The following is a 13,197-nucleotide window of genomic DNA, read 5'->3' as shown; positions in this document are numbered from 1 at the left end:
TCGACGTCGGCCCCGGCCCCGGCCTCGGCCTCGGCCTCCTGGACCGTTCCGCCCCGCACCGGCGCGCCGTCCGGTTCCGGATTCTGGAGTGCCACGCCGACGGGCCCGCGCGGCGCGGGCCCGTCCGTTACCCCAGGTCCATCGTTAGCAGAAGTCATTACCAAGGCTAACGATAATCTCCAGTCTGCTATTCCGGCAACAGCGACATGTCGCCGCCTGGACGCGGCCAGGAGTCAGGAACGGCTGAGCTTGTCGATGATCGGGGCGGCCCGGCGGAGGATCTCCCGCTCGTCCTCGGTCAGCTCCCCGAGCCGGCGCGAGAGCCACGCCTCCTTGCGGCGACGCTCGTCCCGCAGCAGGGTCGCGCCCGCCTCCGTCACGCTGAGGACGACCTGCCGCCCGTCGGTGGGGTGCGGGCTGCGCGCGAGCAGGCCGCGCTCCTCCAGGAAGGCGATGACGCGGGTCATCGAGGGCGGCTGCACCTTCTCGTGGTCGGCCAGCTCGCGCGGGGTCATGGAGCCGTGCCGCTCGATGGCCGTGAGCGCGGCGAACTGGGTGAGCGGAAGCGGGTCCGGGACGCCGTCGCCCGCCGAGGGCCGCAGCGTGCGCAGCCGGCGGGACAGCCGCGCGATCGAGATGCGCAGCTGCTCGGCCAGCCCCGGGGCGGCCGCGGCGCGGCCTCCGTCCGGTGGCGGTGTCATCGTCATCGTTCTCCCAGGTCCAGCACTCGCACGCTTCTTGACAGAAGAGGCTAAGTTTATTAGCTTGATGGCTATCTCTATTAAGGAGGCTGGTGTGCCGCGCGCGGGACTGTCGCCGGACGCGGTCGTGGACGCCGCCATCGCCATCGTGGACGCGGAGGGCCCCGGTGCCCTCACGCTGGCCGCGGTGGCGGGACGGGCCGGGGTCGCGACGCCCTCCCTCTATAAGCATGTCCGTAACCTCGCCGAGTTGCGACTTCTGATGACCGTCCGGGTGATGGAAGAGCTCACCGCACGGCTCGGAGAGGCCGCTCTGGGACGCTCCGGAGACGACGCCGTGCGCGCCGTAATGCGCGCCTACCGGTCCTACGTCGTCGAGCACCCGGCCCGGTACGCCGCCATGGAGCAGTCGGCCGAGCCCCTGGGGCGGGTCGACGCCGCCGGGGAACGGCTCCTCGGCATCATCCTCGCGGTACTGCGCGGCTACGACCTGGAGGGGCCGGCGCTGATCCACGCGGCCCGCTGCCTGCGCTCGGCCGTCCACGGCTTCGCCGTCCTGGAGGCGGCGGGGGGGTTCGGGCTGCCGGAGGACCTGGAGACCAGCTACGAGCTGCTGATCACCATGGTCATCGGCGGGCTCCCCCGCGCCAGGGCGCACTCCGCCGCCGCGGGCGGCGCCGCGTAACCTGATCCCATGAGCCGGCCGCGCCTCCCCGACCCGCCCCCGATGCGGACCGACGACGTCCGCATCGCCGCCGCGGGCACCGCCGCCTGGGCGGTGGCGCTGGTCGTGCTGCTGATCGTCGGCCTGCCGTCCGGGGAACGCTGGTGGCTGTGGGTGTGCGTCGCGGGGATCGTGATCGGCCTGTTCGGCATGTGGTACATCCCGCGCTTGCAGGCCGGGCGCGCCCGGCTGGAGGAGACGCATTCCGCCGGGACCGGCCCGAAGGCCGAGGCCGATGCCGGTGACGTCGACGATCCGGTCAGGCCCGAGGCGCGCTAAGACTCCAGGTCGGACTCCGCCTGCAAATCGGGCAGTGATCCGGGATCGCGCAGGACGGCCTCCAGGAGGAGGCGGTCCGGCCAGTTCCCGGTCGTCCAGGCGAGGGCCCGGGCGAGACCGGCGGGGCCGCTCGCGTGAACCTCGCCGTCACCGGCCCACCAGGACAGCTCCTGCCCGTCCACGATCAGGCGCTCGTGCGCCAGGTAGGTCGCCGGGGCGCCGGGCAGGACGGCCCGCGCCGCCTGCGGAACGGGCCGCTTCTCCCCCGCCGACCCGACGACGCCGGGCACCTCGTCGCTCGCGAGGGGCAGGTCGAGCAGTTCGGCGAGCCGGGCGTCGCGTCCTCGCGCGGCGATGACCAGGGGCTGGCCCGCGAGGAGCGGGAGGAGGTCGGGGCCGTCCAGGACGAGGGCGTCCGCCGCGTCCACGACCTCGACCTCGCCGTCGACGACCGCCCGCACGCGGTCGGGGGGCTGCACGGCCGCGTCCGGGGCGTCGGCCAGGGCCGTCCACAGCCCGCCCAGCTGGGCGCGGGCCACGGTCCGCGCGGGGTCGCCGAGACGGTCGAGGAGCTCCTGCGCGCCGCCGGGCTCGTCGAGGAGGTCGAGCAGGGACGTGCGGACGCCCAGGGCCAGCAGGAAGTGCTCGTCGAGCCCGTCAGGGGCGGCGTCGTAGAGGCCGTCCAGCGCGTCGTCGCCGTCACCGGGGAGGCGGAACTCCCCGGGTCTCCGGCCGTCCAGCACGGGATGGCGTCCCAGCCACCACGCCGTGTACGAGGGGACGGCGACGCGGCGGCCATCGTGCAGGGCCACGTGGGCGGGCTCGACGACCGCGGCCCGCCACGGCGGGCCGGCGAGGAGGCGCAGGGCCGCCGTCCAGTCCTCGACGAGCTCCAGGTCGCGGACGGCCTGGAACTCGGGCACGAGCGGCGGGAGGTCCTGCGGGCCGATCCGGGCGAGCGCCTCGTCGGCCCAGCGGTCCTCGTCGTCGAGTTCGAGGGTCTCGGCGTCGTCGGCCACGCCCGTCAGGTTCACGTCCTCGGCCCGTGCGAGGGCGAAGCCGTCCAGGACGCCCGCCGCGGCGAGCGGCCCGGGGCCCCACCGCTCCAGCGTCGCGCCGTCCACGACACCGAACGGCGCGTCGTCGGCCATGAGGCCGCGCAAAGGGCTTCCGGGCAGGAGCAGCTCCCCGGCCGGGTAGAGGTCGCCGTCCTCCGCCGGAAGCGCCAGGTCGGCGAGCCAGGGCTCCTCGCCCGGTTCGATCCGCGCCTCGGAGACGAGCCCGAGGACGGCCTCGGCGACCGCGCCCGGATCCTCGTCCTGGAACGAGCCCTCCACCGCGGCCCGCACGGCGGGATCGGCGAGGACGGCGCGCGGGCCCGCCTCGACCGCGCCGAGCCTGACCAGCAGCGGATGCACGGCCCCGGGGTGGACGAACCGCAGGCCGAGCGCGTCCAGTCCCGCCGGGTCGACCTCGTCGGCGATGAGCAGCCCGCGCGGCCCGCGGACGACACGACCGGCATGACCGACGCGACCGGCATGACCGACACGGTCGTCGTCGCCCCCTCCGTCCGCCAACGGCACCGGGAGGGCGCCCAGATCGTCTGTGGCGGCCCCGGCGAGCGTCCCGTACACCCGGTGCCACCACGCCGGTTCCCGGTCCACAGCGGCCAGCTCGTCGATCACGTCCGCGAGCTCGACGCGGCGGACGCCGAGGGCGGCCAGTGCCGGGCTCCGGGCGGGCCATCCGGGCGGCAGCAGGCCGGGGAGCACGCCGTCTTCGGCGAGCAGGTCCACGAATGCGGGCGGCGCGTCCAGCGCCACCGCGTCGCGGCCCCGCGTCCGGTGCGGCAGGAGCGGCGCCTCGGGCAGGCGCTCCAGGACGGCGCGCCTCAGCCGCGCGTCCAGCTCGCCCGCACCGACCGGCCCCGGGACCAGGTCGAGCAGGGGCGGCGTGCCGGATCGGACCCGCAGCAGTGTCTCGTAGGCCGCCGCAGCCTGGTCCACGAGGAAGTCGGTCAGCGGCCCGGGCGCCACGTGCCGCCGGTCCGGCGCGAGCGGGAACGAGGCGACGAGCAGGGCGGGCAGGTCGAGGGGCTCGTCGCTCGGTGTCGGCGCGTGCACGACCGCGGGCGTCCCGTCCGGCAGCCCGCCCTCGGGCAGCGCCCACCGCACCTGCCACACCGGCCGCGAGCGCTCCTCGGTGGGACGGTCGGCGAGGAGCTCCGGCGGGACCGCGCCGTGCGCCTCGGCCGTGTGCCACACGACCCCGTCGATCGTGACGGCGTCCGGGGCGCCGCGCTCGGCGGTGATCGTCCGCACGGTCCCGCCGTCGTCGATCTCGACGGCCTCCAGCGCGGGCAGCGCGAGCATCAGCGCGGGACCGGCCTGGGCGAGCTGCCGCCGCACCCCGTTCACGGCGGCGTCCCGCAGCGGCAGCCGGACGACGGTGTCGAACCCGTCGGGCACGCCGGGAGGGTCGGCCGAGGCGAACGGCAGCCGCAGCAGCGGGACCTGCCCGGCGCGCCGCTCCAGCTCGTCCGCGAGGCCCGGCATGCCCCGGACCAGCTCGCGGGCACGCGCGAGCGACCACTCCACCCCCACGACGCCGCCGCCTGGCCCGTCGGCAGAGCCGTCGCCAACCCCTTCGCCCGGTCGGTCGGCGGGTCGGCGCGAGGCGATGGCGGGGGCGTCGGTCACCGCGACCACGGCGGCGAAACCGACGCCGAACCGGCCCACGGCGTCCGTCTCGTCCCGCTTCGCGGACGCGCGGAGGGTGGACAGCGCCTCCACCCCGGAGGCGTCCAGCGGCGCCCCGGTGTTGGCCGCGGTCAGCACCCCGTCCCGCAGCGTCAGCCGCAGGCGGCCGGGGACACCCGCGCGGGTCGCGGCGTCGGCGGCGTTCTGGGCCAGCTCGATCACGACGCGGTCCCGGTAGCCGCCGAGGGCGTGGTCCTCCTCGGTGTTGGCGTCCTCGCGGAACCGCGCCGGGGACTCGGCCCAGGCGCGCAGCACACGGTCGCGGAGCTCGCGCGTGCCGAACGGGTCGGGCGTCTCATTCACCGGGTGTCACCCTTCGCCGTGTGCGCTGTCCGTTCCGGGGGGTGTGTGGGGTCGTTCCCAGCGAGAGACCGGGCCCGTGCGCCGGTCAGCTGTGGCCGAGGGCCTCTTCGTCCTGGGCCTCGGCGTCCTCCGCGGCGGCGCCCGCCGGGACGACGTCGTAGCCCAGCTCGTCGATGATCGGCGGGCCGTGCTCGGACACGGCCGGGAGCGACACCGCCTCGGAGTGGGCGCCGCAGCCGTGATCGGCCGACACCACGCGGCCGTCGTCGGGGGCGTACTCGTTGGCGCACACGCCGAAGACCTGCCGGAGCTCACCGGCCAGCGTCACGAAGAAACCGCAGGTGGAACACTGTGCCGGGGCGGACGCCGCGATCGAGGCGCGGGGGCCGGCGACGCCCTCGTACCAGCGCGCGGCGGCCTCGTCCCGCCCCTCCCGGGACAGCACCCGGACGCGCCCGAGGCCGAGCTCCCACGCCGCCTCGTGCTCGACGGAGTCGTCCACCTCGGTGTAGCCGGGGACGAGCCGGACGTCGTCGGGCGCGGTCGGCAGCAGGTCGCCGGGGCCGAGGTCACCGGGGCGCAGCCGCTCCAGCCACGGCACCCACGGCGGCGCGAGGAGCGCGTCGTCCCCGGGCAGCAGCACGCACTCGCTGACCGTCACGTTCTTCGCGCGGGACGCGCGGGTGACGGTGACCGCCCAGCGCCAGCCCGTGTAGGCGGGATCCCGGGACGCGAAGTAGTGCGTGACCACGCGGTCGCCCTCGGGGCGCAGGCCCAGGGCCTCGCCCACCGGCAGCGGGCGGGCCATCTCCTCGGCGGCCTCGCGGGCGAGGTCCACCGCCTCGGCGCAGGCGGCGTCGACGACGGGGGTCCGGGTACGGCGGGCGCTCCCGCCGGCGCGCGGGGCGGTGGTGCGCGCGGCGGCGGAGCGCGCGGGGCTGGACTGGCGCAGTGGACTCACACCACAATTCTCGCCCATCCGGGGATGTGACCGGGCACACCGCCACCCTCGATCACCCCTCGATCGTCCTCTACCGGCCCCGATCAGGGCCGAACAACGGGCGCGGCAGGCGCGTCCACCCCGTTGGCGGAGGTGAGCCGGGCACGAAGAAGGGAACGTACCCTCAATTGAGCCACTCCGGCGGCCGTACCTCAACGAAGACCGCGGACGACCACAAATAGGGGGATCAAGCGGCATGGGAGACGGGCCCCACCCGATCGGGCACTCCGTGCGCGCCGGGGCCTCGGGCGCGGCGCGGACGTTCCGCCGCGTCTGCCGTCCGGCATGCGGGGCGCTGCTGGGGACGGGCCGGCTGACCCGCCGCGTCACGCACGCGCACGGCGCCGGGCGCAGCGGCCTCGGCAGCCTCGTCGAGGCGTCGGCGGTCAACGCCGCCGGTGACGCGCTGGTGGCGGTGGCGCTGGCCGGGACCCTGTTCTTCGGCCTGGACGTCCACCAGGCGCGCGGCCAGGTCGCGCTCTACCTGCTGGTCACAATGGCGCCGTTCGCGCTGGTCGCCCCCCTGATCGGCCCGGCCCTGGACCGGACGCGGCACGTCCGCCGGTACGCCATCGCCAGCTCGTTCGTGATCCGCGGCCTGCTGTGCTGGGCGATGGCGGGCGCGGTGCTGAACGGCGACCAGGTGACGTTCCTGCCCGCCGCGTTCGGGGTGCTGGTGCTGTCCAAGGCGTTCGGGGTGCTGCGGGCGGCGGTGACGCCGCGCGTCCTGCCCGACCAGATCACGCTGGTGACGGCGAACGCGCGGGCCTCGTTCGCGGGGCTGATCGCGGCGTCGGTCACCGCGCCGCTCGGCGCGGGTCTCGCCGCGTTCGCGGGCGCCGACTGGGCGCTGCGCGTCGCGACGGTCGTGTTCCTGCTCGGCGTCGTGTTCACCATGCGGCTGCCCGGCCACGCCGACACCCCCGAGAGTGAGCGGCCGCCGGACGCCACCAAGCCGCGGAGCCACTGGCGGACGCTCCCCCGGGTCGGCCCGGTCGTCGCCGAGGCGATGCTGGCGAACGCCGTCCTGCGGGCGTTCTCGGGGTTCCTGATCCTCTACCTGGCGTTCCTGTTGCGGCAGGAACGGTTCGACCCGGTGTCGCACAACGTCGCGCTGGGCCTGCTGGCGGCGTTCGCCGGGGCGGGCGGGCTGATCGGCACGACGCTCGGCGCCTACATGAAGGCGCGGGCGCCCCGGCTGATCGTCTCGGCGACGCTGGGCGCGGTCACGGCCGTCACGGCGGTCAGCGCCGCGTTCTTCGGGCTGTGGGCGGCGCTGGCGGTGGCGCTGGCGGCCGGTCTCGGCCAGGTCCTCGGCAAGCTGTCGATGGACGCGGTCGTCCAGCGGGAGATCGGCGAGGAGATGCGCTCGTCCACGTTCGCGGTCTCCGAGACGCTGCACCAGCTCGTCTGGGTGATCGGCGGCCTGCTCGGGCTCGGCATGTCCATCGTCGCGGACGGCCGTGTCGCGATGGCGGCCGTCGCGGGCGTGCTGGCGCTGGCGTCCGCGCTGCTGCTGTCGCGCAAGGCACGCGGCCGCCCCCATCGCGAGCAGAAGCAGCGGCCGTCCACCGCGATCGGCGACGCGGCGCACTCCGAGATGCGCACCTGACCGCGCGACACCGCCGCTCGACCGCCGCTCGACACAGCCCACGCCCCGGACGGGCCGCCCGCGGCCGGGGCGGCCCGGGGGCGTCCGCGGCCCGGGGCGTGTCAGGCGTGCAGGTCGTCCGCAACCGCCCGGAGCACGGTGGCGATCTTCTTCGCCTCGGCCGGGGACGGGTGCTTGCCCCGCCGGTAGGTCGTGGAGATCCCGTCCAGCAGCTTGATGAGGTCCTCGGTGATGAGGACCATCTCGTCGGGTTTCTTCCGGCGCTGCTTGGCGATGGTCTTCTCGACCGACGGCAGCGTGTCGAGGATCCGCACCGACAGCGCCTGCTGGCCGCGGCGTCCCTCGACCACCCCGAACTCGATGCGCTGGCCCGGCTTGAGCGTCGTCACCCCTCCCGGCAGGGCCGAGGAGTGCACGAAGACCTCACCCCCGTCGTCGCGGGTGAGGAAGCCGAACCCCTTGTCGGAGTCGTACCACTTGACCTTGCCAGTCGGCACGGGAGACCTCGTCTGGTAATCGTCCTGAATTGGCCCCAAGATTAGTGCCTCGCCGCGACGCGGTGAACACGATTATTGCCCGGCCGATCAGGCCGCGGCGAAGTCCCCCAGCCACCCGGGGAAGGGGTGCAGGTCGGGCAGGACCACGTCGGCCCCGTACGCCGTCAGGGCGGCCGAGTCGAACGAGCCGGTGGCGACCGCCACGGCGACGGCGGAGGCGGCCCGCGCGGCGTCCACGTCGCCCGTGTGGTCGCCGATGTAGGCGTGCGCGCCGTGCTCGCGCAGCGCGGCTCCCTTGTCGGAACCGAACAGCCCGCCGACGACGGCGTCCACCTCCAGCCCCAGATAGCGGACGGTGCGCTCGGTGTCGGCCTGGTTCTTGCCGGAGACGACGATGACCCGCCCCCCGCGCGCCCGGACGGCCTCCAGCGCGGCGGTGGCCCCCGGCATGAGCACGGTCGCGGGGATGGCGATATCGGCGTACATGGCCCGGTAGCGGGCCGCCATCTCGGGGACCTCGCCAGGCTGGAACCAGTACCCGAGCTCCACTTCGAGCGGCGGCCCGATGCGCCGGACGACCTGCCCCGTGTCGATGGGCACGCCGGTCTCGGCGGCGAGCGCCGCGTAGACGGCCCCGATCCCGGCGCGGGTGTCGGCCAGGGTCAGGTCGAGGTCGAAGCCGACGGCGAGGGGGACGGCGGCACCGCGTCCGGCGGTGTCGTCCGAAAAAGGAAGATCCGGCACGCCACACAGGGTAGAGGCCGAAAATGCCGGAAAGGCCAGGCACCCCCGGCCGGGGTCCGCGCACGCGAGAACCCGCGCTCCCCTGGTAGTGGCGATGCGACGGGATCCGAGTAGGAGAGCGCGGGAACCTTCTCGCACGGCGGCCGCCGTTTTTGTCATCGACCGGAACTGGTGTGTCCGGTCGACCGGAACGGCCGCCCGTGCTGCGGGTATACCCGGGCCCCTGCCCACGAACCACGTGACCAGGGAAAACGCAGGGCCCGAACGGGCCACCGGGAGCAAAAGGACGACCAGAAGACCGCCACGACCGGCCCCTCGTCCAGCCGGGCGGCGCGTCCGGTGACGCACCCGGCGGCAAAGGCGACGAGACGGCGATGGCGGCGGCGGGCGCCCACCGGTTGATCATCACCGGTTCGATCATCACCCCGCGGGCCGGTGATCGCCAGGCGGGTGATCGCCCGGGTACGTGATCACCGACGCATCGTCCTGACGGCGGCCGAGGCGGGCGGCCGAGGCGGGCGGCCGGCGGTGTCCTCGGCCGTCCCGGCTAACGGATCGGTCAGAAAATTGTCACCGAGTCACGCCACCCGTTACTTACCTTCGCGTCCCGGGAATCGGACGGTGTCGAACGGCCACGCGGTCGTGACCCATTCGCGGACGAACTCCTCCAGCTCCTTCTCCAGAGCCGAGTCCTCCTCGTCGGCCCGCACCCAGAACACCACCACGGCGTCGGCGTCCGGGCCGTCGCACGGGGCGACGTGGATGCGGCCGAGCTGACGCTCCCCGTCCGGCGTGATCACCACGTAGCTGAAAGAGCGCCTGAGCTGGCCTTCCTTCTGCAACCAGGCGACGTCGATCAGGGCCTGCTCGAACGTGAACTCCTGGTCGGGCCAGCCCCACTCGGGGCCGAAGCGCCCGGCCAGCCGGTCCAGGCTGCCGATCACCGCGCCGTAGTCCTTGACCACGTCCGACACCGTGATCGGGCGGATCTGGAAGCGGGGTCCGGCGACCAGCGTGGGGACCACGAACTCCTCGGGGAGGAAGGCCCCCTGGCCCGCCTTCCGCGGAGAAACGAACATCCGTCGACCCTTCCGGCGACGCCCCCTCCGGCGACAGGGGCGCGAAGCACAGAACTCTAGTCGCACCTGGCCGGGTGCGAGACAGATCACGAATTCGGGCGCGCCGACCCCGGGCCGGGGGGCTCCCAGGTCGAGGATGCCTTACTGTTCTCGCGGAGGATCCCAACACCATGACGCCATCCACCCGCGATCGGATCGTGGCCGAGTCGCTCCGGCTGTTCGCCGACCGCGGCTACGCCGCGACGTCGGTCGCCGAGATCGAGGCCGCCGCCGGGCTCTCCCCGGGCGCGGGCGGCCTGTACCGGCACTTCCGCTCCAAGGAGGAGGTGCTCGCCTCGGCCATCCGGGAGCACATCGAGCGGACGCGGCGGCAGATCAGCGACGTGCTGAAGCTGGCCACCGCGTTCGCCGACCGCCCGCTGGAGACCCGGCTGCGGATGACCTGCCAGGCCGGGCTGGCGAAGATGCGCGAGGAGCAGGACCTCATCCGCGTGCTGTTCCGCGACCTCGACCAGTTCCCCCACCTCGTCGCCGAGATGCGCGAGGGCATCGTCAACCCCCTGTACGACGGCATCGCCACCTGGCTGTCCCAGCAGCCGGAGCTCGTGGACTCCGACGAGGACTGGCCGGCCGTCGCCGCCATCCTGGGCGGCGCGGTCGTCAACTACTGGCTCGCCAACGAGGCGATGTACGAGCCGCCCACCCGCATCGACGAGAAGCGGTTCGTCCAGAGCTGGGCGCGGCTCGGGCTCGGCCTCGTCCACCTGGAGCGCGCGCCCGCCTCCTGACCTCCCGGCCGGACCCGACCGCCCGCGCCGTCCGCACTCCCATGCCGCTCACCTACGCAGTGCGCCTACTCTGAGTTCCTGCTCTATGGGTCCCGGGCACCGCACGGCGCGCGGCACCTAAGGTTGGGGAACGGCATGGAAACGTACGCGGACTGGTTGCGCGCGCGCGGAGACGACGAGCTGCGCGCGCTCCTGGCAGCGCGCCCGGAACTCCTCGCGCCCGTCCCCGCCGACCTGACCGCGCTCGCCGCCCGCGCGGCGACGCCCGCCGCGATCTCCCGGGCCCTGGACCGGCTCGACCGCTTCACGCTCGCTCTGCTGGAGTCCCTGCTCGTCCTGCCGCCGGTGGACACGGCCGCGCTCGCCGCCGCGCTGGACGCCACCCCCGCCGAGGTCGGCGACGCCGCCCGCACGCTCCTGCGGTTCGGGCTGGCCTGGGGTGACGGGACGCTGGCGACGGCCCCCGGCGTCCGGCAGGTGATCCCGCATCCGGCGGGGCTCGGCCCGCCCGTCCAGGAGGTGTTCGCCGGCTACTCCGCCGAGCGGCTCACCGTGCTGATCACCGACCTGGAGGGGGAGGCGCCGCGCGGGTTCGCCGACACCGGACGGCTCCTGCGCCGCCTCGCCGACCTCCTGGACGACCCCGCGGCACTCCTCGACGACGCCGGCCCGGAGGCGCGCGCCGCCCTCGAACAGCTCATGTGGGGCCCGCCCGTCGGCCGCGTCGCCGACGCCCGCCGTCCCGTCCGGATCGCCACCGCGACCACCCCGATCGAGCGGCTCCTCGCCCGCGGCCTCCTCGCCGCCGAGGACGACCGGACGGTCACCCTCCCCCGCGAGATCGCCCTGCACCTGCGCCGCGGCCGCCTCTTCCAGGACCTCACCGCGCAACCGCCCCCGCTCACGGCGACGGACGGCGCCCGCATGGCGGGACCGGCGGGCGGGCCGATCGGACCGGCCGGACCGGCGGGCGGCGCCGCGGACGTGGTCGCCGCGCAGCGCCGGGAGGACCTCGTGGTACGGGCCGCGGCGGGTGAGGCGTTCAACGCCGTCCGGCTCACCGAGGAGCTGCTGGAGCGCTGGGGGCTGGACCCGCCGCCGGTGCTGCGCAGCGGCGGCCTCGCCGTCCGCGACCTGCGGGCCGCGGCGACGCTGCTGGACGTCCCGGAGTGGAAGGCGGCGCTGCTCGCCGAGATCGCGTACGCGGCGGGCCTGCTCACCCGCAGCGGCGACCTCGACGGCGAGTGGCTGCCCACCCCCGCCTACGACCTGTGGCTGATGCGCGACACCGCCGGCCGGTGGACGGAACTGGCGCGCGGCTGGCTGAAGTCCGACCGGGCCGCCGGGCTCGCCGGGGAGCGCGACGACCGCGACCGGCTGATCAACGCGCTGAGCGAGGGCATGGTGCGCGGAAGCGCCCCGTCCGTGCGCCGGACGACCCTGGACGTGCTCGCGAGCGCCGGCCGCGGCGTGGTCGTCGACGCCGACGCGCTCCGCACCCGGGTGGCGTGGCTGCGCCCGCGCCGCGGCGGCCCGTCCCGCGACCGGCTGCTCGGCTGGACGCTGCGGGAGGCGGCCGTGCTCGGGCTCACCGGCTTCGGCGAGCTGGCCCCGTTCGCCCGCGACCTGGTCGCCGGCGACGACCCCGAGCCCGTCCTGGAGAAGTACCTGCCCGAGCCCGTCGACGAGATCGTCATCCAGGCCGACCTGACCGCGATCGCCCCCGGCCCGCTGGTGACGGAGCTGGCGCGGGAGCTGGCCCTCGCCGCGGACGTGGAGTCCACGGGCGGCGCGACCGTCTACCGGTTCACGCCCGGCTCCGTCCGCCGGGCACTGGACGCGGGCCGCACCGCCGCCGACGTGACCGCCCTCCTCGCCCGTCACTCGGCGACGCCGCTGCCGCAGCCCCTCACCTACCTCATCGAGGACGTGGCGCGCCGGCACGGGCACCTGCGGGTCGGGTCCCTCGCGTCCTACGTCCGGACGGACTCGCCCGCCACGCTCGACGAGATCCTCGCAGACCGGCGCGCCGACCCGCTGCACCTGTACCGGCTCGCCCCGACCGTCCTCGCGTCCGGGCTGCACCGGGCGGAGCTGCTCGACGGGCTCCGCGCGATGGGCCTCGCGCCCGTCGCCGAGACCCCGGGCGGCGGGGTGATCGTGACCCGGCCGGACGCGCAGCGCGCCGAGCCGCCGCCGACCGCCGAGATCGTCCGGCTCCGGCCGGACGAGTCGGCCGACGACTCGATGATCTCCGCGGCCGTGCGGGCCCTGCGCGCCGGGGACGAGGCGTCCGCGCACGGCGCCGAGCAGGCCCGGCTGCGCGCGGAGGCCCCCGCGGGCGAACCGCCCCGCTCCCCGGCGATGGCCACCGTCGAGCGGCTGCGCGCCGCCGTGGAGCGCGGCGGCCGCGTCTGGATCGGCTACCTCGACCAGCAGGGCCAGTCGTCCAGCCGGATCGTGGAGCCCGTGCGGGTGGAGGGCGGCTTCCTCACCGGCTTCGACGCGACCCGCGCGGCGGTGCACCGGTTCGCGCTGCACCGCATCACCGGCGTCTCCGAGCTGGACGACGATCCCCGCGCCGGAACCTGAGCGGAACCGGCGAAGCACCCGAACTGTCCAACGGGGTGAAGACGGCACGTTCCGGACCGGTAACGTGCCACCCTCGACCCGGGACCGGGCGGACGGCCCGGCGGGACGGCGAGAAGGAG

Annotated in this window: 11 protein-coding genes; 5 read left to right on the top strand and 6 right to left on the bottom strand. The window is 75.2% G+C overall.

Annotated elements, in window-relative coordinates; genetic code table 11:
- Positions 1 to 233: 233 nt before the first annotated feature.
- Complete coding sequence (locus AGRA3207_RS27010) at positions 234 to 701, bottom strand: MarR family transcriptional regulator (RefSeq protein ID WP_231336402.1); 468 nt, start codon at positions 699 to 701, stop codon at positions 234 to 236.
- A 94-nt stretch (positions 702 to 795) separates the two neighbouring features.
- Between AGRA3207_RS27010 and AGRA3207_RS27005 the strand changes: the two genes are divergently transcribed.
- Positions 796 to 1,386 (top strand): TetR/AcrR family transcriptional regulator, encoded by a 591-nt coding sequence (locus tag AGRA3207_RS27005; RefSeq protein WP_231329810.1) that lies wholly within the window; start codon positions 796 to 798, stop codon positions 1,384 to 1,386.
- Between the two features lie 9 nt (positions 1,387 to 1,395).
- A complete protein-coding gene (locus AGRA3207_RS27000; RefSeq protein WP_231329809.1) occupies positions 1,396 to 1,704 on the top strand; it encodes a DUF2530 domain-containing protein in 309 nt (102 codons plus the stop codon).
- Here the strand turns inward: AGRA3207_RS27000 and AGRA3207_RS26995 are convergent.
- Both AGRA3207_RS26995 and AGRA3207_RS26990 read right to left on the bottom strand, forming a co-directional pair.
- A complete protein-coding gene (locus tag AGRA3207_RS26995; RefSeq protein ID WP_231329808.1) occupies positions 1,701 to 4,766 on the bottom strand; it encodes a sacsin N-terminal ATP-binding-like domain-containing protein in 3,066 nt (1,021 codons plus the stop codon). The genes AGRA3207_RS27000 and AGRA3207_RS26995 overlap by 4 nt on opposite strands.
- Before the next feature lie 85 nt (positions 4,767 to 4,851).
- Complete coding sequence (locus AGRA3207_RS26990; RefSeq protein ID WP_338028224.1) at positions 4,852 to 5,727, bottom strand: DUF3027 domain-containing protein; 876 nt, start codon at positions 5,725 to 5,727, stop codon at positions 4,852 to 4,854.
- A 235-nt stretch (positions 5,728 to 5,962) separates the two neighbouring features.
- Between AGRA3207_RS26990 and AGRA3207_RS26985 the strand changes: the two genes are divergently transcribed.
- Positions 5,963 to 7,378 (top strand): MFS transporter, encoded by a 1,416-nt coding sequence (locus AGRA3207_RS26985; RefSeq protein WP_231329807.1) that lies wholly within the window; start codon positions 5,963 to 5,965, stop codon positions 7,376 to 7,378.
- Between the two features lie 101 nt (positions 7,379 to 7,479).
- Here the strand turns inward: AGRA3207_RS26985 and AGRA3207_RS26980 are convergent, their stop codons facing one another.
- The 3 genes from AGRA3207_RS26980 to AGRA3207_RS26970 all read right to left on the bottom strand — a co-directional run bounded on the left by AGRA3207_RS26980 (position 7,480) and on the right by AGRA3207_RS26970 (position 9,698).
- The gene (locus AGRA3207_RS26980) at positions 7,480 to 7,875 is read right to left on the bottom strand and encodes a cold-shock protein (RefSeq protein WP_231329806.1); all 396 of its coding nucleotides are present in this window, start codon (positions 7,873 to 7,875) and stop codon (positions 7,480 to 7,482) included.
- A gap of 87 nt (positions 7,876 to 7,962) precedes the next feature.
- Positions 7,963 to 8,619, bottom strand: coding sequence for an HAD family hydrolase (locus tag AGRA3207_RS26975; protein WP_231329805.1), 657 nt, complete (start codon positions 8,617 to 8,619; stop codon positions 7,963 to 7,965).
- Positions 8,620 to 9,209: 590 nt separating this feature from the next.
- A complete protein-coding gene (locus AGRA3207_RS26970) occupies positions 9,210 to 9,698 on the bottom strand; it encodes a GNAT family N-acetyltransferase (RefSeq protein ID WP_231329804.1) in 489 nt (162 codons plus the stop codon).
- A gap of 170 nt (positions 9,699 to 9,868) precedes the next feature.
- On the opposite strand from AGRA3207_RS26970, the gene AGRA3207_RS26965 reads away from it, so the two are divergent.
- Both AGRA3207_RS26965 and AGRA3207_RS26960 read left to right on the top strand, forming a co-directional pair.
- Positions 9,869 to 10,486, top strand: coding sequence for a TetR/AcrR family transcriptional regulator (locus AGRA3207_RS26965; RefSeq protein WP_231329803.1), 618 nt, complete (start codon positions 9,869 to 9,871; stop codon positions 10,484 to 10,486).
- A gap of 135 nt (positions 10,487 to 10,621) precedes the next feature.
- Positions 10,622 to 13,078 carry a helicase-associated domain-containing protein gene (locus tag AGRA3207_RS26960; RefSeq protein WP_231329802.1) on the top strand — a complete coding sequence of 819 codons (2,457 nt, stop codon included), beginning with the start codon at positions 10,622 to 10,624 and terminating at the stop codon, positions 13,076 to 13,078.
- The last annotated feature ends 119 nt before the right edge of the window (positions 13,079 to 13,197 follow it).

Origin of the sequence: Actinomadura graeca (assembly GCF_019175365.1) — a bacterium.
In the GTDB taxonomy this organism is placed as follows: Bacteria; Actinomycetota; Actinomycetes; order Streptosporangiales; family Streptosporangiaceae; genus Spirillospora; species Spirillospora graeca.
The sequence above is the reverse complement of the archived record's forward strand: the minus strand, read 5'-3'. Positions and strand labels throughout refer to the sequence as shown.